At 62.5% G+C, this 25,496-nt stretch carries 21 protein-coding genes; 15 read left to right on the top strand and 6 right to left on the bottom strand.

Annotated elements, in window-relative coordinates:
- From hemW to VGD45_RS18840, 4 genes are all read left to right on the top strand, one after another.
- A complete protein-coding gene (hemW, locus tag VGD45_RS18855; protein ID WP_331156889.1) occupies nucleotides 1-1,176 on the top strand; it encodes a radical SAM family heme chaperone HemW in 1,176 nt (391 codons plus the stop codon).
- Nucleotides 1,177-1,630: 454 nt separating this feature from the next.
- A complete protein-coding gene (gene rpmE, locus VGD45_RS18850; protein WP_129641557.1) occupies nucleotides 1,631-1,831 on the top strand; it encodes a 50S ribosomal protein L31 in 201 nt (66 codons plus the stop codon).
- A 218-nt stretch (nucleotides 1,832-2,049) separates the two neighbouring features.
- Entirely contained in the window at nucleotides 2,050-3,540 is a 1,491-nt protein-coding gene (locus VGD45_RS18845) for a M48 family metalloprotease (RefSeq protein ID WP_331156888.1), read from the top strand.
- A 372-nt stretch (nucleotides 3,541-3,912) separates the two neighbouring features.
- Nucleotides 3,913-5,208 (top strand): citrate synthase, encoded by a 1,296-nt coding sequence (locus tag VGD45_RS18840; RefSeq protein WP_331156887.1) that lies wholly within the window; start codon nucleotides 3,913-3,915, stop codon nucleotides 5,206-5,208.
- 40 nt (nucleotides 5,209-5,248) lie between these two features.
- On the opposite strand, the gene VGD45_RS18835 is transcribed toward VGD45_RS18840, so the two are convergent.
- Together VGD45_RS18835 and VGD45_RS18830 are read right to left on the bottom strand one after the other, a co-directional pair.
- On the bottom strand, nucleotides 5,249-5,869 hold the full coding sequence (locus VGD45_RS18835) for a hypothetical protein (protein WP_331156886.1): 621 nt from the start codon (nucleotides 5,867-5,869) through the stop codon (nucleotides 5,249-5,251).
- A 32-nt stretch (nucleotides 5,870-5,901) separates the two neighbouring features.
- Nucleotides 5,902-8,379, bottom strand: coding sequence for a penicillin-binding protein 1A (locus VGD45_RS18830; RefSeq protein WP_331156885.1), 2,478 nt, complete (start codon nucleotides 8,377-8,379; stop codon nucleotides 5,902-5,904).
- 412 nt (nucleotides 8,380-8,791) lie between these two features.
- Here VGD45_RS18830 and VGD45_RS18825 point away from each other — a divergent pair, with 412 nt between their 5' ends.
- The 9 genes from VGD45_RS18825 (at nucleotide 8,792) to hemE (ending at nucleotide 18,073) form a co-directional block, all read left to right on the top strand.
- Nucleotides 8,792-9,853: a pilus assembly protein PilM gene (locus VGD45_RS18825; protein ID WP_331156884.1), complete on the top strand. Its 1,062-nt coding sequence runs from the start codon at nucleotides 8,792-8,794 to the stop codon at nucleotides 9,851-9,853.
- 1 nt (nucleotide 9,854) lies between these two features.
- A complete protein-coding gene (locus VGD45_RS18820) occupies nucleotides 9,855-10,493 on the top strand; it encodes a PilN domain-containing protein (protein WP_331156883.1) in 639 nt (212 codons plus the stop codon).
- The gene (locus tag VGD45_RS18815) at nucleotides 10,490-11,164 is read left to right on the top strand and encodes a type 4a pilus biogenesis protein PilO (RefSeq protein WP_331156882.1); all 675 of its coding nucleotides are present in this window, start codon (nucleotides 10,490-10,492) and stop codon (nucleotides 11,162-11,164) included. Before VGD45_RS18820 ends, VGD45_RS18815 begins: the two co-directional genes overlap by 4 nt.
- A 37-nt stretch (nucleotides 11,165-11,201) precedes the next feature.
- A complete protein-coding gene (locus VGD45_RS18810) occupies nucleotides 11,202-11,723 on the top strand; it encodes a pilus assembly protein PilP (protein WP_331156881.1) in 522 nt (173 codons plus the stop codon).
- A 20-nt stretch (nucleotides 11,724-11,743) separates the two neighbouring features.
- Nucleotides 11,744-13,963: a type IV pilus secretin PilQ gene (gene pilQ / locus VGD45_RS18805; protein WP_331156880.1), complete on the top strand. Its 2,220-nt coding sequence runs from the start codon at nucleotides 11,744-11,746 to the stop codon at nucleotides 13,961-13,963.
- A gap of 170 nt (nucleotides 13,964-14,133) precedes the next feature.
- A complete protein-coding gene (aroK, locus tag VGD45_RS18800) occupies nucleotides 14,134-14,682 on the top strand; it encodes a shikimate kinase AroK (protein WP_331156879.1) in 549 nt (182 codons plus the stop codon).
- A complete protein-coding gene (gene aroB / locus VGD45_RS18795; protein WP_331156878.1) occupies nucleotides 14,679-15,782 on the top strand; it encodes a 3-dehydroquinate synthase in 1,104 nt (367 codons plus the stop codon). The genes aroK and aroB overlap by 4 nt, the downstream gene beginning before the upstream one ends.
- Nucleotides 15,779-16,942: a deoxyguanosinetriphosphate triphosphohydrolase gene (locus tag VGD45_RS18790; RefSeq protein ID WP_331156877.1), complete on the top strand. Its 1,164-nt coding sequence runs from the start codon at nucleotides 15,779-15,781 to the stop codon at nucleotides 16,940-16,942. The genes aroB and VGD45_RS18790 overlap by 4 nt, the downstream gene beginning before the upstream one ends.
- A 45-nt stretch (nucleotides 16,943-16,987) precedes the next feature.
- The gene (gene hemE, locus VGD45_RS18785; RefSeq protein WP_331156876.1) at nucleotides 16,988-18,073 is read left to right on the top strand and encodes a uroporphyrinogen decarboxylase; all 1,086 of its coding nucleotides are present in this window, start codon (nucleotides 16,988-16,990) and stop codon (nucleotides 18,071-18,073) included.
- A gap of 240 nt (nucleotides 18,074-18,313) precedes the next feature.
- On the opposite strand, the gene VGD45_RS18780 is transcribed toward hemE, so the two are convergent.
- Entirely contained in the window at nucleotides 18,314-20,002 is a 1,689-nt protein-coding gene (locus VGD45_RS18780; RefSeq protein ID WP_331156875.1) for an AMP-binding protein, read from the bottom strand.
- Nucleotides 20,003-20,025: 23 nt separating this feature from the next.
- Nucleotides 20,026-20,784 carry an arylesterase gene (locus VGD45_RS18775; protein WP_331156874.1) on the bottom strand — a complete coding sequence of 253 codons (759 nt, stop codon included), beginning with the start codon at nucleotides 20,782-20,784 and terminating at the stop codon, nucleotides 20,026-20,028.
- Here VGD45_RS18775 and VGD45_RS18770 point away from each other — a divergent pair.
- Both VGD45_RS18770 and VGD45_RS18765 read left to right on the top strand, forming a co-directional pair.
- Nucleotides 20,783-21,460, top strand: a complete 678-nt coding sequence (locus tag VGD45_RS18770; protein WP_349263303.1) for an ABC transporter ATP-binding protein — start codon at nucleotides 20,783-20,785, stop codon at nucleotides 21,458-21,460. The genes VGD45_RS18775 and VGD45_RS18770 overlap by 2 nt on opposite strands.
- Nucleotides 21,457-23,946: an ABC transporter permease gene (locus VGD45_RS18765; protein WP_331156873.1), complete on the top strand. Its 2,490-nt coding sequence runs from the start codon at nucleotides 21,457-21,459 to the stop codon at nucleotides 23,944-23,946. The genes VGD45_RS18770 and VGD45_RS18765 overlap by 4 nt, the downstream gene beginning before the upstream one ends.
- Before the next feature lie 3 nt (nucleotides 23,947-23,949).
- Here VGD45_RS18765 and VGD45_RS18760 read toward each other — a convergent pair whose 3' ends face one another.
- Entirely contained in the window at nucleotides 23,950-24,732 is a 783-nt protein-coding gene (locus VGD45_RS18760) for a hypothetical protein (protein WP_331156872.1), read from the bottom strand.
- A gap of 108 nt (nucleotides 24,733-24,840) precedes the next feature.
- Complete coding sequence (locus VGD45_RS18755; protein WP_331156871.1) at nucleotides 24,841-25,446, bottom strand: SRPBCC domain-containing protein; 606 nt, start codon at nucleotides 25,444-25,446, stop codon at nucleotides 24,841-24,843.
- Nucleotides 25,447-25,496: the final 50 nt, after the last annotated feature.

The raw sequence follows: 25,496 nt of genomic DNA, 5'->3' as shown, positions 1-25,496 counted from the left end.
GTGTCCCTGGTTCTGCCACCGCTCTCGTTGTACGTGCACATGCCCTGGTGCGTGCGCAAGTGTCCGTACTGCGATTTCAACTCGCACGCCGCGCCCGAGCTGATTCCGCAGGCGCAGTACATCGATGCGTTGCTGGAGGATTTACAGAACGACGTGCCGGCGGTGCAGGGCCGCGCGCTCACCTCGATTTTTTTCGGCGGCGGCACGCCCAGCCTGTTCGGCCCCGAGCAGATCGGCCGTTTGCTCGAAGCCGTCCGCCAGCAAATTCCCTTCGACTCCGAAATCGAAATCACGCTGGAAGCGAACCCCGGCACCATCGAACACGGCCGCTTCTCGGGTTACCGCGACGCGGGCGTGAATCGCGTGTCGCTCGGCGCGCAAACGTTCAACGAAGAGCAGCTGCGTCTGCTTGGGCGCATTCACGGCGCTCGTGACATCGAGCGCGCGGTTGAGGAACTGCGGCAAGCGGGCATCGACAATTTCAATCTCGACCTGATGTACGGCCTGCCCGCGCAGAACGTCGCACAGGCGTTGCGAGACGTGGGGGCTGCCCTCGCCCTGCAGCCGACCCACATCTCGCAATACCAGCTCACTCTGGAGCCAGGGACGGTGTTCTATCACCGCCCTCCGCCGCTCCCCGATCCCGACGATTGCTGGCAGATGCAGATCGAGAGTCAGGAGCTGCTCGCGGCGCGCGGCTACGAGCAGTACGAAGTGTCGGCTTACGCGAGGTCCGGCCGCCGCAGCCGCCACAATCTCAACTACTGGCAGTTCGGCGACTACATCGGCATCGGCGCTGGCGCTCACGGCAAGTTGACCCGGCTCGACGAAGGCGAGGTCATCGTGCGCACGACTCGCTACAAGCAGCCTCGCGAGTACATGTCCCGCGCCGCAGATCAGCGCATGAGCGAACGGCGGGTCGTGCCAGCTGTGGATATGCCCTTCGAGTTCATGCTGAACAGCCTGCGGCTCATCGATGGCTTCGACGAGCAGCAGTTCGAGTCACGCACCGGTTTGCCGTTTTCGACGTTGAGCCGGATCGTCGCGGAAGCTCAGCGCAAAGGATTGTTCGAACTCCACGCGCCTCATCGCTGGCGAGCGACGCCGACGGGCCAACGTTTCCTGAACGACCTGCAGGAGATGTTTCTGCCCGACCCGGAACCGACCCCGGCGTAGGCTGAATCCGACCGTGGCGAGACGCCGAAACACTCTGTTCGGGGTGTGCCGGCAGCGTGATCTGTCACACAAAATTTTCTTTGAAAACCGAATCCTTAGGCCGCTCGCCGCCGGGGTTATGCACACACCTGAAGCGCTGTTGGTTCGTTCCCACGTTGATGACAAAATTACATGCGATATATCAGGACCGGCTCGTAACTCATTGATAGCGCAGGTAGAAATGGCCTGGTGAAAAATTGAGCAATTTGACAGCGTCATATTTCTGCAAGCTTCGGGCTTGCCATGACGGCCAGTCATCCACACACTTATCCACAGGCTTTGTGGATAACCGCAGTCAAGTACCTACGAATCCATTGAGCCCCCGATCCGCGAAAGTTTTTTTCTTGCGAGGGCGGTGATCGGCCGCTACACTGCGCCCCTTTTTTCCGCCCGGCCCGCCCATAGATACAGTCCCATGAAAGACGGCATCCATCCCGAGTACAAAGAGATCAACGTGGTCTGCAGCTGCGGTAACTCCTTTGTTACCCGCTCCACGCTGGGTCATGACCTGCAGATCGAAGTCTGCTCCAACTGCCATCCGTTCTACACGGGCAAGCAGAAGATCGTCGATACCGGCGGTCGCGTGGACAAGTTCCGCAAGAAGTACGCCCGCTAAGGCGAGCGGCTTCTGGCCGGCTGAACGGCCCGGCGTTAAGCACGGGTTCAGCAGCAGGGCTCTACACGAAAGGGGCGCTCCGGTTTGCCGGGGCGCCCCTTTGTCATTTATCTGAATGATGGCCTGGGGGAATCCGCGAGGGAACTCGCGGCGATTTGCATCGACATAGAGCTATAGAGTGCAATGGCGTCCCTGCCGTTGCCGAGACGGACGCCGCCATGCCGCTGAACAAGACCCTTCGCGCCGCATTGTTAATGGCCCTCACCGCCGGCGGCTCGGCCGCAATCCTCGGCGGGTGCGCTTCCAATCCCGTGACCGGAAGTCCGGACCTCGTGTTCCAGAGCGAGGCGGGCGAGGTCAAAAAATCCAAGGAAGTTCACCCGATGATCGTGCAGCAGTTCGGCGGTCCCTATGAGGACCAGCAGCTGCAGGCATATGTGAACGAAGTCGGCCAGCGCGCCGCCAAGGCCAGCCATCGGCCCGAGCTCGAGTACCACTTCATGGTCCTCGACAGCGAGGACATCAACGCCTTCACCACTGGCGGCGGTTACGTCTACATCACCCGCGGCATCATGAATTACCTCAACTCGGAGGCCGAGCTGGCCGCCGTGCTGGGGCACGAGATCGGCCACGTCACCGCGCGCCATCCGGTGCGGCAGCAGAGCAAATCCACGCTGTCGAACATCGGCGCGGCCGCAGTCGGCATTTTCACGGGCAGCGCCGATCTGGCCGGGCTCGCCAACTACGCCGGCGCGGCGCTGGTCAGCGGCTACGGACGCGATCAGGAGCTCGAGGCCGATCGCCTGGGCGCCGAATACCTGACCAAAACCGGCTACTCCTCCGAGAGCATGATCGACGTGGTCCGGCTGCTGAAGAACCAGGAAATGTTCGAGATCGCCCGGGCTCGCGAGGAGAAGCGCGAACCGCGCGTGTATCACGGCGTGTTCGCCACTCACCCGGACAACGATCAGCGTCTCACCGAAGTCGTCAAGGCGGCGGACAAGCTCAAGGGCGGTCCGACCGACAATCTGGATCCCGGCCGGGAAAAATATCTGAAGGTCATCGAAGGCCTGCCGATGGGCCCGAGCCGCTCGCAAGGCGTGCTCAAAGGCAATCGCTTCTATCATGCCGATCTGGGTTTGACGGTCGTGTTCCCGAGCGGTTGGAACGTGGAGAACCAGGCGGATCGCCTCATCGCGGTTTCACCGCAGAAGGACAGCGTCCTGCAGATGCAGACACAGGCGCCGCCGCCGAACACCGGTCCGCGCGAATTCCTGTCACGTCTGCTGGCTCGCTCCAGCGCCAGCCAATCCGAGCCCATCGAGGTCAACGGTCTGCAGGGCTACACCGCGGTGGTGCGCTCGGCGAACACGCCGTTTGGAATGATGCCGACGCGCTACGTCGTCATCTATCACAACAATCTCGCTTACATTTTTGCCGGCGCCAGCAAGGGGTCCACCGGCACGCCCAAGTCCGATGCGCTGTTCATGTCGACGGTCAAAACCTTCCGCCGCTTGAAGCAGAACGAGTTCGCGCTGGCCGAGCCGTACAAGATCAAGACGATCCGGGCCACCGAAACCACGCGCATCGCGGACCTTGCGAAAAATTCACCTTTGCCGGAATACGCCGAGCAGCAGCTGCGCCTGCTCAACGACCTGTACCCGAACAAGGAGCCGCAGCCCGGCCAGTTGATCAAAGTCGTCGAATGACGGTCGCGATCGCGTCGAGACGTTAGTCTCGCCGAAGAGTCGAGAAATTAATCTCGCCGAACGGAAGATAAGTCCGCCTAATAGACAGCGGCGGACTTTTGCAGGCACGGCTCGGATTGCAGATTTGGCTATAGCGTCGCTGCATTAGCGATGCACGTAACTAATGTCCGCGATCGGCTACCATGCTTGATTCGCTGGCGACGACGTGTAAGTCTGCGCCTCCGATTTTTGCGCTTGCAAAAAGCCGCTACGAGCGTCGCCTACGGACGGGCACGGTCGTTTCCACGGCTTGGCCAGATGCTCCCTCACCGAAGCGCCCGGTCAGGCTCCCCTGTGGCATCTGTCTGCGGAATTAGCTCCCAGGTTATCGTCATGACCGAGAAGAAGTTTGAACTGACCAATCTCTCGACCGGCAAGAAATCTCTCGCCGAAGTGAAGAGCGGCACGCTCGGGCCCGATGTGCTCAACATCGCCAGCCTCGCCAAGGACCACGGCATGTTTACTTTCGACCCGGGCTTCATGGCCACGGCGTCCTGCGAAAGTAAAATTACTTTCATCGACGGTGACGAGGGCGTGCTCCTGCACCGTGGCATCCCGATCGAGCAGCTGGCCGAGAAGAGCAACTTTCTCGAAGTGGCGTACCTGCTGATCAACGGCGAGCTGCCGACCACCGAGCAGCAGGCCGAATTCACGCATGCCATCCAGTACCACACCATGATCAACGAATCGCTGCTGCGATTCTTCAACGGCTTCCAGTACAACGCGCATCCGATGGCGATGCTGTCGGGCGTGGTGGCCTCGATGGCGGCGTTCTATCACGACTCGATGGACATCCATAACCCGCGCCATCGCGAGATTTTCGCCCATCGCATCATCGCGAAGATTCCGACGATCGCGGCCGCCGCTTACAAGCACGCGCTCGGTCAGCCGTTCATGTACCCGCGCAACGATCTCGATTACTGCTCGAACCTGCTGCACATGTTTTTCTCGGTGCCGTGCGAGCAGTACAACGTCGATCCGGTGCAGGCGCAGGCGTTGGATCTGCTGTTCATTCTGCATGCGGATCACGAGCAGAACGCGAGCACGTCCACGGTCCGCCTCGCCGGCAGCACGGGCACGAATCCGTACGCGGCGATTTCTTCGGGCATCTCGGCCCTGTGGGGCCCGGCTCACGGCGGCGCCAACGAAGCGGTGCTGGCGATGCTGGAGCAGATCGGCACCGTCGAGAACGTGCCGAAGTACCTCGCCAAGGCCAAGGACAAGAACGACAACTTCCGTCTGATGGGCTTCGGCCACCGCGTCTACAAGAACTTCGATCCGCGCGCGACCATCATCCGCGCCATGTGCCACAAGGTGCTGGCGAAGCTCGGCAAGTCCGACAATCCGCTGTTCGAGCTGGCGCTGAAGCTCGAAGAGATCGCGCTCAAGGACGAGTACTTCGTCGAGCGCAAGCTGTATCCGAACGTGGATTTCTATTCCGGCATCATTTACAGCGCGATCGGCATTCCGCAGTCGATGTTCACGGTGATGTTCGCGATCGCCCGCACGGTGGGCTGGGTGGCTCACTGGCAGGAAATGATCGCCGACCCGGCGATGAAGATCAGCCGTCCGCGTCAGCTGTACACGGGTCCGGCGAAGCGCGAGTACGTCGAGATCGAGAAGCGTTAAAAGCTGCCCAGAGCAGATAACGAGAGCAGACAACGGCGCATCAGTCGTTGTCTGCTGCCTCTAACAAAGATTCCAATTCCGCCGCATCCGCGCGACGCATCGGCCTGCCGTCCACCGGACTGGCCGGCGACTGACGAATGCCGTCGATAGGAAACACGACGGCGTCGATCTCACGATCTCCCGCGACGAACTGCACCACCGGATACGAGACCAGGCGATTGGGCTCGTACCGCAGCCGCCGCTCGGCCAGGTGATGCGGAATATTCTTGTCCATCAGATGCAGCGTCACCCGCTCCGGACTGTCCGCGAACAGGTGCAGATTCACTTCGGAGTGCGCCGAGGCCGTGCCGCTCAGCACGGGGCCGACCAGGCGCGGCTGAAAATTATCCAGCAGCCGCATCGCCTGCAGCGCCGTGCGACGTAACGCGCTCAGCGCCGTGGAATGTTTGTGACCGTCGAACAGGCGGTGATGCGCTTCCAGCGCCGCTTCGATCTCGGTGTTCTTGGGCAGCACCGCGATGTCGGTCGCGCCGAGCCGCTCGGCCGCCTTGCGCTTGGCGAGGCCGTAATCGTCGATGCCCTGTTCGGACATGATACGTGCGGCTTCCTGCGCCAGGGCCATGCGTAGCTGCTCGGCACGTGGGTTGCTTCGTTTGCTCATCTTCGTTCCCGTACTCAGAACAGCCCGACGCCTCAGAACAGCGAGTCGTCGCTTTCCTTGTTCTCTTCGTCGCTGTCGCCGGTGGGCAGGGCCGTGTCGACCTCGGCCTGCGGCGGCAGATGACCCGCCATGAACGTCTCGAAAATCGCGTCCGGATCGCCGGGACGCGCCGCGAGGCCGGAATCCGCCGAGATGCGCATGGAAACCAGTCCGGGCGGCGGCGTGCGACGCTGTTCCGGTACTCCTTTCAACGCTTCGGACATGAAGTAGATCCACATCGGCAGCGCCGTGCGGCTGCCTTCTTCGCCCGGACCCAGCGAACGCTCCTGGTCGAAGCCCACCCAGGCCGTGCCGACCAGCGCGCTGTTGTAACCGCAGAACCAGGCGTCGCGCCGATCGTTGGTCGTGCCGGTCTTGCCGGCCAGGTCGCTGCGCTTCAACTGCAGGGCGCGCACGGCGGTGCCGCGCTTCACCACGTCCATCATCATGTCGGTCATCAAGTAATTGTTCTGCGGCGAGATCACTTGGGGCGCCAGCGCCTTTTCTTGCAGATAGGTGCGGCCGCCCCAGCGCGTTTCGTCGGTGACATTGGCGCTGATCGGCGCGTCGAGCAGATTGGTCGCGCCGCCTTCGGTTTCGGTGTTCGGCTGCACGCAGTCGACGCAGGCGAATTTCGGCTGCGCTTCGTATTCGACCTTGCCGTCCGCGGCGACGATGCGCTGAATGAAATAAGGCTCGACGCGGAAGCCGCCGTTAGCAAACACGGCATACGCGCTCGCCATTTCCAGCGGCGACACCTGCGCCGTGCCCAGCGCCAGTGAAAGATTGCGCGGCAGGCTGTTCTCTGGAAAACCGAAACGTTCGATGAATTGCGTCGCGTACGCCGGGCCGAGCGAGTTCATCACACGAATCGACACCAGGTTACGAGAACGCACCAGCGCTTCGCGCAGTCGCATCGGACCGCGGAACTCGCGAGTGTTGTTTTGCGGACGCCAGCTGCCTTCGAGCATGGCGTCTTCGATCACCAGCGGTGCATCGTTCACGATGCTCGCCGGCGTGAAGCCTTGATCGAGCGCCGCTGAGTACAAGAACGGTTTGAACGACGAGCCCGGCTGGCGCTTGGCCTGCACGGCGCGATTGTAGTTACTGGCGAAATAATCGAAGCCGCCGGTGAGCGCGGCGATGCCGCCGTCCTGCGGATCGAGCGCGACGAACGCGCCCTGCGCTTCCGGCACCTGCACCATGCGCCAGTTACCCGAAACTTCCTGGGCGATATAGATGATGTCGCCGACCGCGAGCACATCGCCCGCGCGTTGCAGCTGCGGGCCGACGCTGCCGTCCGGTAATGGATTGCGCGCCCAGCTGATGCCGTTCCAACCCAGGTTGATACGGCCGGCGTTGCGTGAATAGGCGACGGCGCTTTTGTCTTCGGTCGCGATGACGACGGCCGGCTCCAGGCCGCCGCGCACTGCATATTCTTCGAGCGCTTGCGACCACTCTTTTTCCCGCGCGCCCGACGGCAACGTCGCGCGCCCCGCGGGGCCGCGATAGCCATGCCGTTGATCGTAATCCAGCAACGCGCCCCGCAGCGCTTTGACCGCGGCGTGCTGCAAGCGGCTGTCGACCGTCGTTATAACTTCGTAGCCGGCGGTGTAAGCCTCCGGGCCGAGACGATTGAACAAATCGGCTCGCACCATCTCGGCGATATAGGGCGCTTCCACTTCGACCGCCGGACCGTGCAGCTTCGATTCCACCGGCGAATTCAACGCAGCGTCGTATTCTTGCTGAGTGATGAACTCTTTCTCGCGCATACGGCGCAAGACATACGCGCGTCGCTGCCGCGCCAGCTCGGCATTTGCCACGGGATTGTCACGCGAAGGCAGCCGGAACGTGCCGGCGATCAACGCGATCTCGGGCAACGAAAGCTGCTCGACCGTCTTACCGAAATAAACTTCGGCCGCGGCTCCGATGCCGTAAGCGCGCTGACCCAGAAAACTCTTGTTCAGGTAGAGCGCCAGAATTTCCTGCTTGGTGAGCTCCTGCTCGATGCGCAGCGTGGTGAAGATTTCCACCATCTTGCGCCGATAGCTCTTCTCCGGGCTGAGGAACACGCCGCGCGCCAGCTGCATGGTGATGGTGCTGCCGCCTTCCGCCTTGTTACCCGACAACAGGTGTCGGACCACGGCGCGGAGCAGGCCGGGATAGTCGACGCCGCCGTGCTGGAAGAAACGATCGTCTTCGGCCGCGAGCACGGCGTTGATCATCTGGCCGGGGATGTCCTCGAACGACAGCGGAATACGCCGCTGCTCGCCGAACTGCGCGATCAAGCGCCCGTCGCGACTGAACACCCGCAGCGGCACCTGCAGCCGGATGTCCTTGATGGTGCTGACATCGGGCAGGCTGGGCCGGAGATATTGATACGCCCCGAGCAGTCCGAGCACCCCTGCGCCGGTCACGCCCAGCAGTCCCGCGAGGATCAGCCGGAGGGGAGATTTGAGGTAACGTCGCATGGCAATAAAAAATCCTAAGTCCTTGCTTTGCCAGTTGCTATATCAAAAAGCGCTAGGCAATATTAGCCGTTATACATAATCCCGGACGACGATGTGGAGCGTCGCGGTACGGTCGGCACAGGGGATGAGACTGTAGTGCCTGGCTCTGGGTTCGTCTGTGGGCTCCTCCCAGGATTCGGGGTTCGCCCGAGCTCGAGCCATAAGACGCTGATCTGCTTTGGCTCGAAGCGCATGAACGCGATGAAGCGCGCTTAATACTGTAAAAAAAGCACTTTTGCTGCGGGAATACCGCGATGGTATTTCGTGAGGCTCCTCACATTCAACTTAAGTCACGACTTATATAGTTGCCGCCCGTGTTTCGCGTCCGCTCTACGATCGTCACCTAAGTGTCTGATCAAGAAAGGGAACCAGCGTGCTGTTAACCGCAAAATCCAGACCTCTCCTGGGCCTGGACATCACTACCTCGTCGGTCAAGCTCATCGAACTGAGCATGAGCGGCGGTCAATACCGCGTGGAATCCTATGCAGCGGAAGCGACGCCGCCCAACTCCATCAACGAAAAGGCCATCGTCGACGCCAACGCCGTCGGTGAAGCCATCAAGCGCGCTGTAAAGCGTTCAGGCGCGCGCGCCAAGGAAGCGGCGGTGGCGATCAGCGGCGACGCCGCGATCACCAAAGTCATTCAGATGCCGCGCACCCTGGGTGAGAACGAGCTGGAAGGTCAGGTCGAGCTGCAGGCCGACCAGTACATCCCCTTCCCCATGGAAGAAGTCAGTTTCGATTTCGAAGTGATCGGACCTTCCGAGAAGGATCCCGACATGCTCGACGTGCTGCTGGTCGCGACTCGCTCCGAGAACGTCGAACAGCGCCTCGCTGCGTGCGCCGCGGCCGGCCTCACCGCGCGCATCGTCGATGTCGAAGCGTTTGCACTCGAGAATGCGTGCCGGTTGCTGACTCACCAGATGCCGGACGGCGGCCTCGGGCGAGTGATCGCCGTGGTCGACTTCGGCGCGAGCTCCACCACGTTCAGCGTGCTGCGCGATCTCAAGGTCATTTACACCCGCGACTTCGCGTTCGGCGGGCAGCAGTTGACAGAAGAAGTGATGCGCACCTACGGCCTCAGCATGGAAGAAGCCGGGCGCGCCAAGAAAGAAGGTGGCCTGCCCGGCAACTACGAAACCGAAGTGCTCGGGCCCTTCATCGACGACATGTGCCAGCAGGTGAGCCGATCGCTGCAGTTCTTCCTCGCTTCGGGCGCCGGCCGCGAGCAGCCTGAACAGATCTTGATCTGCGGAGGGTGCGCCAACATCCCCGGCGCGGCGGAAATGATCCAAAGTCGCGTCGGCATCGAATCTCAACGTGGCGATCCACTCGGTCAGATGAAGGTAAGTCAGAAGGCCAAGGCCCAGGCGGTAAAGAAGGATGCGACCGCATTATTGACAGCGTGCGGCCTCGCTTTACGGAGCTTCGACTGACATGCCAAGAATCAACCTACTTCCCTGGCGGGAAGCGGAACGCAAGCGCAAGCGTCAGGAGTTCGGCGTTGGCGCGGTAGCCGCGCTCATCCTGGCCGCCGTGGTGTATTTCGCGGTCAACTGGCAGATGCAGTCGGCCATCGACGAGCAGCAGGCGCGCAACTCGTATCTGAACCAGGAGATTTCCGAGCTCGACAAGCAGATCGCCGAGATCCTGGACTTGGAAGAGCAGAAGAAACGTTTGCAGGAACGCATCACCGTGATCGAACAGCTCGAGCTGAGCCGGCCGGAAATCGTGCACGTGTTCGACCAGCTGGTGCGCACCACGCCCGATGGCATCTATCTCACGTCAGTGAAACAGACCAACCGTAGAATCGAGCTGAAGGGCTTCGCGCAGTCGAGCACGCGCGTGGCTTCTTATATGCGCAACATCGACAGCTCCGAATGGTTGACCGACCCTGCGCTGCAGATTCTCGAGACCAAGGGCAACACCGACGCGGGCTCGCAGTTCACGCTGAGCGCGAACCAGGAGAATCCGCAGCTGGCGGCCGCCGCGCCCGAGGAGCAGTCGCCCAGCAAGCCAGCCGGCAAGGCCGGTAAAGCCGGCAAGGCGGGCGGCAAAACGGGAGGTGCCCGGTGAGCACGTTCGTCGAACAACTGCGCGACCTGGATCCGAACGATCCGAGCCGCTGGCCGCTGGCGTTCCGGCTCGGCGCGATTGCGCTGATCTTCGTGTTCGCCGCCGGTTTTATGTCGTATTTCCTGGCGTGGAAGCCGAAGAAGCCCGAGCTCGACTCGGCGCGCAATCAGGAAATCCAGCTGCTGCAAACGCTCGAACAGAAAGCCCGCAAGGCCGCGAATCTGGATGCCTACAAAGCCCAGCTGGCCGAAATGGAGCAGTCGTTCGGCGCCATGTTGCGCAAGTTGCCCAACAAGACCGAGGTGCCGAACCTGCTCACCGACATTTCGCAGCAGGGATCGGGCGCCGGCCTGGATCAGAAGCTGTTCCAGCCCGAGGCGCAGATCAACAAGGACTTTTACGCCGAATTGCCGATCAAGATGAAACTCACCGGCAGCTATCACTCGATCGGCGCATTCGTCAGCGGCATTGCCGCCCTGCCTCGCATCGTGACCTTGCATGACGTGGACATCCAGCCGGTATCGAAGGAGAGTGGCAACGATCAGTTGCAGTTGAGCGTCACCGCCAAGACCTATCGTTATCTCGACGCCGAGGAACAGGCAGCCCAGCAACCGCAACAGGCCGGCAAAGGCAAGGGCAAGACCCCGCGCAAGCCGCCGAACGCGAAGTGATCGGGCCAGCACTGGATAACGTCAAAGGCAGTCATTTATGACGGTACACAGCACTCAACTTCGAACCCTCGCGACCGCCTCGCTCGCCCTGTTGTGGCTGAGCGGCTGCTCGAGCGACATGGACAAGCTGCAGGCGCAGGTCGCCGAAATCAAGAGCCGTCCCGGCGAGCGCATCGAGCCGCTGCCGCAGATCAAGGCTTACGAAAGCTTCATATACAACGCGTCGAGCATGCGCTCGCCGTTCGTGCCGAGCGCGCCCGCGCGCAACGACGTGGCGAGCTCGGTGCGCCCGGATACCAAGCGCACGCGCGAGTTCCTCGAACAGTTTCCGCTCGACACCATGCAGATGGTCGGCACCTTGCAGCTGCAGGGTCGTAATTTTGGCTTGGTACAGGGTAAGGACGGACTGGTTCATCGTGTGCTGCCGGGTAGCTTCATGGGACAGAACGACGGCCGCGTCGTCAGCATCACGCCCACGCGTATTTCCATCATCGAGATCGTCCCGGACGGTCTCGGCGGGTACATCGAGCGGCCAGCGGCGCTGGCGCTGAACGAATGATTCTCAGGGAGAAACACAGAATGTTGTTCTCAAGCTCAGCCACGCCCGCACGCTCCAGTCGTGCTTTAGGCCTACTCCTGACGCTGGCCGCCTGGGCCGGGCTCGGTGGCCAGGTTGCGTGGGCGCAATCCACCAACCGACTGGAAAGCATCCAGGCGCAGGCCACGGCGGGCGACAAGGTGGAGCTGACGCTGCGCCTGGCGGAAACCGCCCCGACGCCGCTGACCTTCACGGTCGACAATCCCGCGCGCATCGCGCTCGACCTGCCCGCGACGTCGGTAGCGATGACTTCGCGTCGCGTCGATGTGAAACAGGGCGTGCTCGACACGGTCAACGTCGCTGAAGCGAACGGCCGCACCCGCGTCGTGCTGAACGTCGACGCACTGGTTCCTTACGAAACCCGGGTTCAGGGCAACACCATCATCGTGTCCCTGTCCTCCCCCGGCACGGGCCGCTCGCTGCAGTCGAGCGCCGCGCCGAGCGGCTTGGCCGCCGCCACCCAGCGTCCGGCAGCGGCCGCGAACGTGTCCGGCGTCCGCAGCGTCAACAACATCGACTTCCGCCGCGGCGGCGACGGCTCGGCTCGCATCATCGTCGAGCTGACCGACTCCAAGGTGCCGGCGGACCTGCGCCAGGAAGGCGGCAAGATCGTGGTGAACTTCGCCAAAACCGCCATCCCCGAAAATCTGCTGCAGCGTCTGGACGTGGTCGACTTCGCCACGCCGGTGAGCACTGTCGACGCGGTCCGCGTCGGTGACGGCGCCCGCCTGGTGATCGCCGCTTCCGGCGACTACGAGCAGCTCGCTTATCAGTCCGACAACGTCTACACCATCGAAGTGAAGCCGGTGGTGAAGCTGCCGCCCGAGCTGCGCGACAAGAAGGAATACGTCGGCGAGCGTTTGACCCTGAACTTCCAGGACATCGAGACCCGGGCCGTGTTGCAGCTGCTGGCCGACACCAGCGGCCAGAACATGGTCATCAGCGACTCCGTGTCCGGCAACGTGACCCTGCGCCTGCAGAGCGTTCCCTGGGATCAGGCGCTCGACGTGGTGATGCGCACCAAGGGTCTCGACTCGCGTCAGGAAGGCAACGTGATCTTCATCGCGCCGGCCAGCGAAATCGCCGCTCGCGAGAAGGAACTGCTGAGCGCGCGTAAAGAAGCCCAGGAACTCGCGCCCCTGCGCACCGAGTACCTGCAGGTGAACTATGCCAAGGCCGCCGACCTGGCGACGCTCATCAAGTCCGGCGCCGGCTCGCTCGTCTCCGAGCGCGGCAGCGTCGCGATCGACGAACGCACCAACACCCTGCTGCTGCAGGATACGTCCGAGCGCCTCGCGGACATTCGCCGCCTGGTCTCGACGCTGGATATTCCGGTCAAGCAGGTGATGATCGAAGCGCGCATCGTGATCGTCAGCGACGATTACAGCCGCGACCTCGGCGTGCGCTTCGGCGCCAACGTCGCCTTCAGTCAGGGCGGCAGCGACGGCCTGGGTCTGCTCGGCCGCGCGCTGAATACTGAAGACCAGATCAGCATCAGTCCGAACCCGACGGTGGACGACGGCGACGGTAATGCGATCGGTACGCCGACCACCGGCGACGAGGGCCAGCTGGGCGGATTCGGCCTGCCCGAGGACGCGAACGATCGTTACCTGGTGAACCTGCCGGCGGCCAACCCGGCCGGCCGACTGGCGCTGGCGCTGCTCGACTCCGACTACCTGGTCGACCTCGAGCTGTCCGCGGCGCAGGCCGAAGGCCGTGGCGAGATCATCTCCTCGCCCCGCCTGATCACCGCCAACCAGCGTGAAGCCACCATCGAGCAGGGCGTGGAAATTCCCTACCAGGAATCTTCGTCCAGCGGCGCTACGACCACGCAGTTCAAGAAGGCCGTGCTGAGCCTGAAGGTGACCCCGCAGATCACTCCGGACAACCGCGTGATCCTCGACCTCACCGTGTCCAAGGACAGCGTCGGTCAGCTGGTCGCCAGCGCCACCGGCGGCTTCGTGCCCTCGATCGACACGCGCGAGATCGTGACCCAGGTGCTCGTGAACGACGGCCAGACCGTCGTGCTCGGCGGCATCCTGGAAACCGAGCGTCGCGACGCCGAGAACAAGGTGCCCTACCTGGGCGACATCCCGGTGGTGGGCCGCCTGTTCAAGCAGACCACGACCTCGGACTTCAAGGATGAGCTGCTGATCTTCGTGACGCCGCGCATCCTGCGTGAAGGCTCCAGTCTTTATTAACTCGGGATCGGGCATCCTGCCACGACCCTCGTGCGAGCAGGGCAAAAGGCGCGACTTTTGCCCGCTCGCCGCCGCCTAAGGCGGCGGGGTACATCCCTGTACCCGGGGCGGTTCTCGTAACGGCCGCGGCCGCCTTCGGGCGGCCGCTTTCGTTTATAGTCCGTCGTCGCATGACCTCCGAACCGACTTCGCCGGCACGCGGCACTAACGTCTTCCTGATCGGGCCCATGGGCTCGGGCAAGACCGCCGTGGGCAAACAACTGGCGCGCCTGCTGCATTTGCAGTTCTACGACAGCGACGCCGAAATCGAGCACCGCACCGGCGTCGACATTCCGTATATCTTCGAGAAAGAAGGCGAGGCCGGCTTTCGCGAGCGCGAGCGCGAGGTGATCGACGCGCTCACCCAGATGCAGGATGTCATCATCGCGACCGGCGGCGGCGCCGTGCTGTCACCGCAGAATCGTGAGCACCTGGCCAGCCGCGGCCGGGTGGTTTATCTGCAGACCGGTGTCGAGCAGCAGCTGGAGCGCACCCGCCACGGACGTCAGCGGCCTTTGCTTTACACCGAAGATCCCGAGCGCAAGCTGCGCGAGCTGATGTCGTTTCGCGCGCCCCTGTACGAGTCCATCGCGGCCGTCGTGGTGTGCACGGACGGCCGGCAGGTGCGCGCTGTCGCGGACGAAGTCGTGCAGCGACTGCAGGAGCTGTCCTCATCATGAGCCACCATCAACCTCATCAACGCGTCGATATCCCGCTGGGCGAACGCAGTTATCCCATTCTGATCGGGCCGCATCTGCTGGAGGACGACGCGCTGCTCGCGGAGCACGTCGCCGCGCGCAATCTGCTCATCGTCACCAACGAGACTATCGCGCCGTTATATCTGCGGCCGCTGGAAACCGCTTTGAAGCAGCATCGCACTGCTTCGGTGGTGCTGCCGGACGGCGAGCAATACAAGACGCTAGACACGATGTCGCGGATCATCGATGCGCTGGTGAGCGAGCGCATGAATCGAGACGCGGCCGTCATCGCGCTCGGCGGCGGCGTCATCGGCGACATGGCTGGGTTCGCCGCGGCCTGCTATCAACGTGGCATCGATTACATTCAAGTGCCGACGACCTTGCTTGCGCAGGTCGATTCGTCGGTCGGCGGCAAGACTGCGGTCAATCATCCGCGCGCCAAAAACATGATCGGCGCCTTTCATCAGCCCCGCTGCGTGATCGCCGACACCGCCACGCTGCATACGTTGCCGGAGCGTGAGTATCGCGCCGGCATCGCGGAGATCGTGAAGTACGGTTTGATCTATGACCCGGCTTTCTTTACCTGGTTGGAAGAAAACGTCGAAGCGTTGTCAGGTCGCGTCGACACCGCGGTGATACATGCGGTCCGGCGCTCCTGTGAGATCAAAGCCGAAGTCGTTGGCACTGACGAGCGCGAGCAGGGTCTGCGCGCCATTCTCAATCTGGGTCATACGTTCGGGCACGCGATCGAAACTGCCTCGGGTTACGGCACGTGGTTGCATGGTGAAGCGGTTGCTGCCGGTATGGTGATGGCCGCGGATCTGTCGGAGCGGCTCGGCTGGTTGCCGAGCGCCGATAAAGACCGCGCCGTGAACCTGCTTCGGCGATTCAACCTCCCAGTCGAGCCGCCACGCATTGGCGCGGAACGTGCGCGCGAGCTGATGGGATTGGACAAGAAAGTGCTCGACGGCAAGTTGCGGCTGGTGCTGTTACGCAGCCTCGGCAAGGCGGACGTCGTCAGCGACTATTCTGGCGAAGCGTTCGCCGCCACCATGCGGACGCATTTCGACGCTGCCGCATGAGCGCCGTCATCTCGCCGCTCGCGCCGTACGCCTCCTGCGACACACGCTCGAAGGGCCGTCAGCATCCGGAGGATGCGCCGCGTTATCGCAGTGAGTATCAGCGGGATCGAGATCGCATCGTTCATTCCACGGCGTTCCGACGTCTGGTCTACAAGACGCAGGTTTTCGTCAATCACGAAGGCGATCTGTTTCGGACGCGGCTGACGCATTCCATCGAAGTCGCGCAGATCGCCCGCACCATCGCTCGGGCATTGCAACTCAACGAGACGCTTTGCGAAGCCATTTGCCTCGCGCACGATCTTGGCCACACACCTTTCGGGCATGCGGGACAGGACGCGCTCAATGCATGCATGCGCGATTACGGCGGCTTCGAGCACAATCTGCAGTCGCTGCGAGTGGTCGACGAGCTCGAAGAACACTACGCGGCGTTCGCTGGGTTGAATCTCACATTCGAGACGCGCGAGGGCATTCTCAAGCACTGCTCGCTCAACAACGCGCGCAAGCTCGGCGAACTGGGTGAGCGCTTTATCCGCCGTCGTCAGCCGACCCTCGAAGCGCAGATCGCCAATCTTGCCGATGAGATCGCCTACAACAATCACGATCTGGACGATGGCTTGCGCGCGGGGCTCATCACCGTGGATGAATTGAAACAAGTGCCGCTGTTCAGGCGGCAGTACGACGTCGTGACGGCGGCCTATCCAACGCTCAACGGGCGACGGCTGGTGCACGAGATCGTCAGGCGCATGATCGCGTACGTCGTCACCGACCTCATCGAAAACACCGCCGCCCAGCTGCGCGCTGCTGCTCCCAGCGACGTCGAGGCAGTGCGCGGCGCTCCTGGGCCATTAGTGAAATTCAGCGAGCCGGTGCTGGCGGAACACATGGCGCTCAAGCGCTATCTGCTCGATCACGTCTACCGGCACTATCGCGTCCTGCGCATGACCAACAAAGCCGACGCGGTCATCAGCAGCCTCTTTCAAACCTTCTTCGCCCGCCCCGAACTGCTGCCCACGGAACATCAGCAAATCGCCACCCAAATGGAAGCCACCTCCGGCGACGCCGGCCGCGCCCGCGCCGTCGCCGACTACATCGCCGGCATGACCGACCGCTACGCCATCGTCGAGCACGAACGCCTCTTCGACCCTGCCAAGCGCAGCTGACGAGGACCCGCGAAAGCGGGGCGTACAGCTGGTAAAGTCACTCTCATGAGTACGACGCCCCGCCCCCCTTTAACCAACGACCTGCTCCTACGCGCGCTGCTGCGTCAGCCCGTGGATCGCACGCCTGTATGGATGATGCGGCAGGCGGGCCGGTACTTGCCGGAGTACCGGGCGACGCGAGAGCGGGCGGGGAGTTTTTTGAAGCTGTGCATGACGCCCGAGTTGGCGTGCGAAGTCACGCTACAGCCCTTGGATCGCTTCCCTCTCGACGCGGCAATTCTGTTCTCGGACATCCTGACGATTCCTCACGCACTCGGTCTGGGCCTGCAGTTCGAGACGGGCGAAGGTCCGCGAATCGAGCGCCCGGTGCGATCGCGGGCGGATGTTGAAAAGCTCGGTGTGCCCGATCCGCACACAGAGCTACGTTACGTGATCGATGCGGTGAGTTTGATCCGGCGCGAATTGAAGGGCCGCGTGCCGCTGATCGGATTCGCTGGCAGCCCATGGACGGTGGGCACGTACGTCGTCGAAGGCGGCAGCTCGCGAGAGTTCTCGAGAATCAAAACGATGATGTACAACGAGCCCGCCACGCTGCGAGCGTTGTTACAACTGCTGGCCGACTCTACTCGCTTGTACTTGAACGCGCAGATCGCGGCGGGCGCGCAGGCGGTGATGATTTTCGATACGTGGGGCGGCGTGCTCACGCCGAGTCAGTATCGTGAGTTCTCGTTGCACTACATGCAGTACATCGTCGACGGCCTGACGCGTGAAGCTGATGGACGCCGCGTGCCGGTGATTCTCTTCACCAAGGGCGCGGGCGACCAACTCGCCGTGATGGCCCAAACCGGCTGCGACGCGCTAGGCGTCGATTGGACCACCGATCTCGCCGACGCGCGCCGCGCAGTAAACGATCGCGTAGCTCTACAGGGAAACCTCGATCCGAACTGCCTGTATGCCGCGCCCGAGCGCATTCGCGAAGAAGTGGCTCGCGTGCTCGCAAGTTACGGCCACGGCCATGGCCACGTCTTCAACCTCGGCCACGGCATCCACCCCGCAGTCCCGCCCGAACACGCCGGCGCAATGATCGCCGCCGTGCACGAGCTAAGCCCGCAATATCACACCCCGCGCTAACAATCGTCGGGCGCAAAGAGGTTTACCACGGAGGAAAAGGCATCAGAGGGTTGCCACCATCGTATCGGCGACTGCCGGGAAGGGGATATCTCCTCCCGGCATTGTCGAGAAAGAGGGACCTTTTCGACAAAGTGCGCCCAGGGACGGGACCCGACGACGTCGCGCGATAGCGCGACTGAGGGGGAGCACGGTGCCGGGAGGAGATATCCCCTTCCCGGCAGTCGCAAGCCACCGGACCTCTTACTTCCCCTTCAGCTCATCTCGCAGAGCCCGACGCAAGATCTTGCCCACGTTCGTCTTCGGCAGCTCCGTTCTGAAGTGAACATGCCGAGGCACCTTGTACCCCGTGAGCTGCTGGCGGGCGAAATCGATCAGCGCCTGCTCGGTGAGCGACTGGTCTTTCTTCACGACGAACAGCGCCACCACTTCGCCTGAGTGCTCGTCCGGCTGCGCGACCGCGGCGACTTCGAGCACGCCGGGATGAGCGGCGATGACGCTTTCGATTTCGTTGGGATACACGTTGAAGCCCGACACGAGGATCATGTCCTTCTTGCGATCCTCGATGAACACGTAGCCCTTGGCGTCGATCCGGCCGATGTCGCCCGTGCGCAGCCACTCGCCCATCATGACTTTGGCCGTCTCGTCCGGCCGATTCCAATAGCCTCGCATCACCTGCGGGCCGCGAATGCAAATCTCGCCGACTTTGTCGATGCCCAGGTCGTTGCCGTCGTCGTCACGGATGGAAATCTCCGTGGAAGGAATCGGCAGACCGATGGAATTGTTGAAATCTTCGCCGAACGGATTGATGCACGCCGCGGGCGACGTTTCCGTCAAACCCCACGCCTGCGTCAGCACATTCCCCGTCACCTTCTTCCAATGCTCCGCCACCGAGCGCTGCACGGCCATGCCGCCGCCCAAAGTGATGCGCAGCGCGCTGAAATCGATCTCGGAAAAGCCCGGCGTGTTCAGCAGCGCATTGAACAGCGTATTCACGCCGCTGATATAAGTGAACCGATATTTCTTCAGCTCGGCGACGAAAGCCGGGAAGTCGCGTGGATTGACGATGAGCACGTTGTGCGCGCCCAGCTTCACGAACACCACCCAATTCCCGGTGAGCGCGAAGATGTGATACAGCGGCAGCGCCGTGATGATCGTGTCCTGCCCGACGGACGCCGCCGTACCGATCCACGACTCAGCCTGCAACACGTTGGCGACGATGTTTCGATGCGTGAGCATCGCGCCCTTCGCCACGCCCGTCGTGCCGCCCGTGTACTGCAGGAATGCGATGTCCTCATGATCGAGCGACACCGGCGTGAATGTTTCATAGTGACCGAGCTGCAGCGCCTTGTTGAAACGCACCGCGCCGGGCAGATCGAAGCTGGGCACCTGCTTGCGCACATAGCGCAGCACCAGATTCACCAGCGCGGATTTCGGAAAGCCGAGCTGATCGCCGACGCCGGTCACAATCACGTGCTCGATTTGCGTCTTCTCGATGACGTGCTCCAGCGTGTGCGCGAAGTTCTCCAGAATGACGATGGCCTTCGCGCCCGAGTCGGTGAGCTGATGCTCCAGCTCGCGCGCCGTGTACAACGGATTCGTGTTGACGACCGTCAACCCGGCCCGCAACGCGCCGTACAGCGCGATCGGATACTGCAGGACATTGGGCATCATGATGGCGATGCGGTCGCCCTTTTTCAGATGCACGATGCTCTGCAAGTACGCAGCGAAGTCGCGTGACAGCCGTTCGTAATCCGCGAACGTGATGGTGCGCCCCATGCTGGTGAACGCCGGATTTGTGGCGAACTTGGCGCAGGCGCCGTCGATGAGCTCGACCGCCGAGCGGTACTGCTCGGGATTGATCAGCTCGGGCACGCCGCTCGGATAGCTCTTCAGCCAGGGCTTCGTCGGGTGGTCGGATGCAGCCGTCATTGGCGCCCCCTGCGGTATCGCGTTCATTTTTTCAGTACCTTGCTCAAGGCCGGCCACAGATTGTCCAGCAACTTCGGTTGGGCGTCGGCATTGGGATGAATGCCGTCGGCCTGCATCAGAGTGTCGTCGAGCGCCACGCCGTCGAGAAAGAAATCGACCAGTGGCACGTCGTATTTTTTCGCCAGCTCGCCATACAGCGCGTGGAACGAGTTGGCATATTCCGCGCCGTAGTTCGGCGGCATGCGCATTCCGACCAGCACCACCTCGGCCTTGGCCGCCTGCGACGTTTCGATCATGTACTCGAAATTGCCCCGCACCTGTTTGAGGGGCAGGCCGCGCAGGCCGTCGTTGCCGCCCAGCTCGAGGACCACGACCGACGGCTTGTGCAATTCCAGGGCGCGCGGCAGCCGGCCGCGTGCGCCGCCGGTAGTCTCGCCGCTGATACTGGCATTCACTACGCGGTACCCGTAACCTTGCTTGGCCAGCCGCTGTTCCAGCAAGGCCACCCAGGTGGCATTCACTTTGACGCCGTAGCCGGCGCTCAGGCTGTCACCGAGCACCAGAATCGTATTGGGCGCGGTCGCGGCGTGAACCAATCCGGACAGCGCCAGTCCGAGCCCCAGCAGGCCGGCGAGCGCCCCGCTGAAACCGATCGTGACAGTTCTGCGTAAGTTTCCGCTAAGTTTGCGCTGGCAGACTGCGGCGACCCGAGCCGCATGCTCGACTGCCGCCGTGAGCCGCCGCGTGTATTCGCCCAACGATCCAGATTCAGACCTCGACATGAGCATTGCGCAACCGGTCCTCAGAGCGGAAAAAATCAGCAAGCAGGTTAGCAGTCCGGAGGGAACGCTGACCATCCTCGCGGCCGTCGATCTGAGCATTCATGCCGGCGAAACCGTCGCGATTATCGGGGCTTCGGGCGCGGGCAAATCCACGTTGCTGGCGTTGCTTGCCGGATTAGACGAGCCGAGCGACGGCCGCATCTGGCTGAACGGCTCGGAGCTCACCGCGCTGGATGAAGACGGTCGCGCCGCGGTGCGCGCCCAGCACGTCGGCTTCGTGTTCCAAAGCTTTCATCTCGTGCCTTCGCTCACGGCCATCGAAAACGTGATGTTGCCGTTGGAGCTGGCTGGCAAATCGGGCGCGCGCGAAGCGGCGGCCGAAGTTTTAGCGAAAGTAGGACTGTCGCCGCGGCTGGAACATTATCCCCGCCAGCTTTCTGGCGGCGAACAGCAGCGTGTCGCAATCGCGCGAGCATTTGTTACCCGACCGGCGCTGTTGTTCGCCGACGAGCCCACCGGCAATCTCGATTCTGTTACCGGTGAACGCATCATCGAACTGCTGTTCGAGCTGAACCGCGCGACGCAGACCACGTTGGTGATGGTCACTCACGACAACGCGATTGCCCAACGATGCGGGCGCACGATTCGCATCGACGCCGGTAAGGTTGCTGCATGAAGGCACTACGGCTAGCAATCCTCGCGCTAGCGCGCGATGGCAAGTCCGGTGAGCTGCGAGTCTTGATGCTCGCGCTGCTGGTGGCGGTGTCTGCGTTGACGGCAGTGGGTTTCTTCACCAGCCGTGTCAGTCTCGCTGTCGATCAACAAGCGGGCGAAGTGCTGGCGGCGGACCTGCGCCTGCAGTCGCGCTCGCCGTTGGACCGCGAATATTTTCAGGTGGCCAAGGACGCTGGCCTGCGAACGGCCGAGCTGTCCAACTTTCCCAGCGTCGTATTCAACGGCGAGGACAGCGCGCTCACGGCCATTCGCGCCGTGTCGGAAACCTACCCGCTACGTGGTCGCGTCAAAGTGGCCGACGTGCCCTTCGGGCCGGCGCAGGAAGTACAAACGATTCCCGGCCCCGGCGAAGCGTGGCTCGAAGCGCGCCTGTTCGCGCAGCTCGGCGCGAAGGTGGGTGACAAGATTCGCGTCGGCTCCACCGAGCTGACCGCCGCACGCGTGCTCGACTATCGTCCCGACCAGGGCTCGCAGTTCGTCGATCTCGCGCCGACTTTGCTGATGCGCCTGGATGAGGTGGACGCGACCGGTCTCGCACAACAGGGCAGTCGCATTTCTCACTATGCCCTGTTCGCGGGCGAGCAGCAGACCATCGCCGCGTTCAAACAAAAGCTCACGGAAATAAAAAAGCCCGGCCAGCGCATCGTCGATCTCGCCGACGCCAGTCCGCAGATCCGCTCCGCCATCGACCGCGCCGGACGCTTCCTGAATCTGGCCGCACTCGTGACCATCCTGCTTGCGGCCATTGCGGTTGCGATTTCGGCGCGGCGCTATGTCGCCCGGCATCTCGATACGGTGGCGCTGATGAAAAGCATGGGCGCGCCACAGCGATTGGTGCTCGCGATCAGCGTGCTCGAGTTGCTGATGATCGGATTGCTCGCCGGCGTGATCGGCGCGCTCATTGGTTATGCCGCTCAGGAAGGCATCGCATATCTGTTGAAAGACCTGGTGCGCGGCGAGCTGCCGAGCCCGTCGTTGAGCGCGGGCGGATTGGGCATCGTCACTTCCGTGCTGATTCTGATCGGCTTCGCTCTGCCCCCTCTGCTACAGCTTCGATACGTGCCGCCGGCACGCGTGCTGCGTCGGAATCTGGAACCGCCACCGCTCAAGTACGCCACCGTTTACGGCACTGCCCTCGCCGCGTTGATTGCACTGCTGGGTTGGCTGGTTCGCGATGCCGATCTGCTGATGTATGTCTTCGGCGGCACGTTCATCACATTCGCGGTCCTGATGCTGGCCGGTTGGCTGCTGGTCCGCGCCTTGAGCGGACTGCGCGGCAGCGTCGGAATTTCCTGGCGCTACGGCATGGCCAACATCGCGCGCCGTGGCCGGGACAGCGTGATTCAAATCGTCGCCTTCGGTCTGGGACTGATGGTGTTGTTGCTGCTCGCCGTGGTTCGCAACGACCTCATGCAGGAATGGCGCGCCAGCCTGCCGGAGAATGCTCCGAATCATTTCATGATCAACATCCGCCCCGATCAGACGGATCAGATCCGCGAGTTCTTCGCCGAGCATTCGGTGACGCCGCCGCAACTGGTGCCCATGATCCGCGCGCGCCTGATCAAGATCGGCGGCGCCTCGGCGAGCGACCTGAAGATTCAGAGCGATCGCGGCCGTGAGTTCCTGGATCGCGAAGCCAATCTCACCTGGGCCGAGACCATGCAGGACGACAACAAACTGGTCGCCGGCGAATGGTGGCGGCCGAACGATGGCGGCGGGCCGCGCGTGTCCGTGGAGATCGAGCTGGCCGAAGCGCTCAATCTGAAGCTCGGCGACGAGCTCACTTACGACGTCGCCGGCGAGATCATCACCGCCAAGGTCAGCAGCTTTCGCGAAGTGCAGTGGGATTCGTTCCGACCGAACTTCTTCATGGTGTTTTCGCCGGGCACGTTGAACGACAGCACCGGCACATACATCACCAGTGTGCACATTCCCAAGGAGCAGCGCCCTCTGCTGCTCGACTTCGTGCGCAAGTTTCCAGAGGTCACGGCCATCGATCTCGAAGCCATTCTCACGCAGGTGCGCGGCGTGATGGATAAGGCGTCATTGGCTGTGCAGTATGTATTCGGCTTCACGCTGCTCGCCGGCGTCACCGTGTTGCTGGCGGCGATTCAAGCAACGCGCGATGAGCGACGTTACGAGAGCGCGATGTTGCGAACGTTGGGTGCGAGCCGTCGCATCGTCCTGCAGGGCGTGGCCGCGGAGTTCACGACGTTGGGAATTTTGTCCGGCACGCTCGCGGCCATAGGCGCAACGGCCGCGGGATATTTCCTTGCGACCGAGCTATTCAATCTCGATTACACGTTCGACATCACCGTGTGGGCCGTGGGCTTGCTCGCAGGCGCGGCGCTGGTCGGCATCAGCGGCACGCTGGCAACACGCTCAGTAGTCAACCACCCACCAGTGGCAACCCTGCGCGGCGGATGATGCTCACTCCAATCCGAGCATCATCCAACCCACGTCCTGGGTCTGGCCCCGCCAGTTGTAACCTTCGACCTTGACCAAATAGTTGCCGGGGCCGAACGCAGACGAGTTCAGGCTGAAACGCACTTCTTTGTTGGAGTCGCGCATGATGCGTTTGATCTGCATCACGCGGACGCCGTCGGTCTTGTCGATGGTGATTTGATACTGCGCGATCTTGCCTTCCGAAGCATCGATGCTGATGTCGAGCAGTTGCGGCGGATTCATCCACCCCGGTGCGAAAGTCGGCGCCGAGGGTTTGGCTTTCACCATCTGCAGCTTGTAACGCTGCACGCTGCCGGGCGCCTGCATCTGCGTGGCCGTCATTTCCTTGCTCGCGTTTTGCAGTTGATCGGCGAGCGAACTGGCTTGCAGACCGAACACGACGGCAGCGGCGCCAGCGGCGACCACCGCGACCAGCAACGCCATGATGACCACTCGATTCAGTCCCACGCCGAAGTTGAACCGGCGCGATTCCTCTCTGGCTTCGTCGGGATCGAAGTCGTCGTCCTCGACTACTTCCATCGCGGCGCGCGTGGCGCTGGAGGGAATGGCTTCGAACACACCGGTTTCGCTACCTTCGACCGGCCGCCGCGACAGACGCGTTTTCAAACGCACCGGAATGGGTAGCGCCTGCAGATAAGCAGGATGGTCGAGACAGAATTTCTCGAAGTCGCGCGCTTCGCGCACGGTCAGATCGCCGGACAGATAGCGATCGACGATGTGCTCACTCTCGATGTACTTGCGATCCATCCGGGCCGCCTGATTGCCATAACGCGGCCCGGAGCGTAACCCAAGGGTGTCGGTGGATATGTCGCCAGGGTCCGCAAAATCCACCGATAACGAGACGAGCCTCACACTTTAGTTAGTGCTCTGACCGGCGGCGGCCTCCTCGGCCGCGCACTTGGCGCACTTGGGCCAATACCCCTTGGCGATGCGGTCCAGGGTCCACCGATTGCCCTCGGCAAAGAACTTCCGCATGGCCACCGATTGCGGCTGGTCGGTGTAGCCCAGGCCGATGATGCGCACCTGGGTCATGTTGTCCCCGGCCGGGGTCAAATAGATCACGGTCCAGGTGCCCGCCACGGCGTCGAGATACGGAAAGTCCGCCGGAGCCTGCTTGATGCGGAAGGCCAGCATGCGCTCCGGCTCGTAGGCCAGGATCTCGTTGACGATGGTCCTGGCGTCGCCCAGCCGACCCTTGGGATCGTAATGAGTACGGATGGCGCCACCGATCTTCAGGTCGACCTCGGCGTGCGCGACGCCGGTCTGTTTGTAACCTTCGGCTGTCGTGAAGATGCGCCACACCTCGGGCGTGGCCGCGTTGATAAATCCCTCGGTGACCTGCGGCTCGGCGGCCAGCGCGAACTGGCCGGCCAACAGCCAGGCGCTGCCGAGCAGCGCGGCGACCAGCCGACGCCCAGAAATGATTGTTTTAACAAGGAACCTGGAACTCGTGCGCGTCATTCTTGCAGACCTCTGGCCGATACTGCGATGCTAGCTTCCGCTGGTGTAAT

This window comes from Steroidobacter sp., assembly GCF_036402275.1.
In the GTDB taxonomy this organism is placed as follows: domain Bacteria; phylum Pseudomonadota; class Gammaproteobacteria; order Steroidobacterales; family Steroidobacteraceae; genus Steroidobacter.
The sequence above is the reverse complement of the archived record's forward strand: the minus strand, read 5'-3'. Positions and strand labels throughout refer to the sequence as shown.

Excerpts from the sequence above, each read along its gene's own strand:
- VGD45_RS18760 (WP_331156872.1), bottom strand. The coding sequence starts at position 24,732 with ATGGATCGCAAGTACATCGAGAGTGAGCACATCGTCGATCGCTATCTG.
- VGD45_RS18845 (WP_331156888.1), top strand. The coding sequence starts at position 2,050 with ATGCCGCTGAACAAGACCCTTCGCGCCGCATTGTTAATGGCCCTCACC.
- VGD45_RS18830 (WP_331156885.1), bottom strand. The coding sequence starts at position 8,379 with ATGCGACGTTACCTCAAATCTCCCCTCCGGCTGATCCTCGCGGGACTG.
- VGD45_RS18775 (WP_331156874.1), bottom strand. The coding sequence starts at position 20,784 with ATGTCGAGGTCTGAATCTGGATCGTTGGGCGAATACACGCGGCGGCTC.
- VGD45_RS18770 (WP_349263303.1), top strand. The coding sequence starts at position 20,783 with ATGAGCATTGCGCAACCGGTCCTCAGAGCGGAAAAAATCAGCAAGCAG.
- VGD45_RS18780 (WP_331156875.1), bottom strand. The coding sequence starts at position 20,002 with ATGACGGCTGCATCCGACCACCCGACGAAGCCCTGGCTGAAGAGCTAT.
- hemE (WP_331156876.1), top strand. The coding sequence starts at position 16,988 with ATGAGTACGACGCCCCGCCCCCCTTTAACCAACGACCTGCTCCTACGC.
- pilQ (WP_331156880.1), top strand. The coding sequence starts at position 11,744 with ATGTTGTTCTCAAGCTCAGCCACGCCCGCACGCTCCAGTCGTGCTTTA.
- VGD45_RS18790 (WP_331156877.1), top strand. The coding sequence starts at position 15,779 with ATGAGCGCCGTCATCTCGCCGCTCGCGCCGTACGCCTCCTGCGACACA.
- VGD45_RS18810 (WP_331156881.1), top strand. The coding sequence starts at position 11,202 with ATGACGGTACACAGCACTCAACTTCGAACCCTCGCGACCGCCTCGCTC.
- VGD45_RS18835 (WP_331156886.1), bottom strand. The coding sequence starts at position 5,869 with ATGAGCAAACGAAGCAACCCACGTGCCGAGCAGCTACGCATGGCCCTG.
- VGD45_RS18840 (WP_331156887.1), top strand. The coding sequence starts at position 3,913 with ATGACCGAGAAGAAGTTTGAACTGACCAATCTCTCGACCGGCAAGAAA.
- VGD45_RS18820 (WP_331156883.1), top strand. The coding sequence starts at position 9,855 with ATGCCAAGAATCAACCTACTTCCCTGGCGGGAAGCGGAACGCAAGCGC.
- aroK (WP_331156879.1), top strand. The coding sequence starts at position 14,134 with ATGACCTCCGAACCGACTTCGCCGGCACGCGGCACTAACGTCTTCCTG.
- aroB (WP_331156878.1), top strand. The coding sequence starts at position 14,679 with ATGAGCCACCATCAACCTCATCAACGCGTCGATATCCCGCTGGGCGAA.
- VGD45_RS18755 (WP_331156871.1), bottom strand. The coding sequence starts at position 25,446 with ATGACGCGCACGAGTTCCAGGTTCCTTGTTAAAACAATCATTTCTGGG.
- VGD45_RS18765 (WP_331156873.1), top strand. The coding sequence starts at position 21,457 with ATGAAGGCACTACGGCTAGCAATCCTCGCGCTAGCGCGCGATGGCAAG.
- rpmE (WP_129641557.1), top strand. The coding sequence starts at position 1,631 with ATGAAAGACGGCATCCATCCCGAGTACAAAGAGATCAACGTGGTCTGC.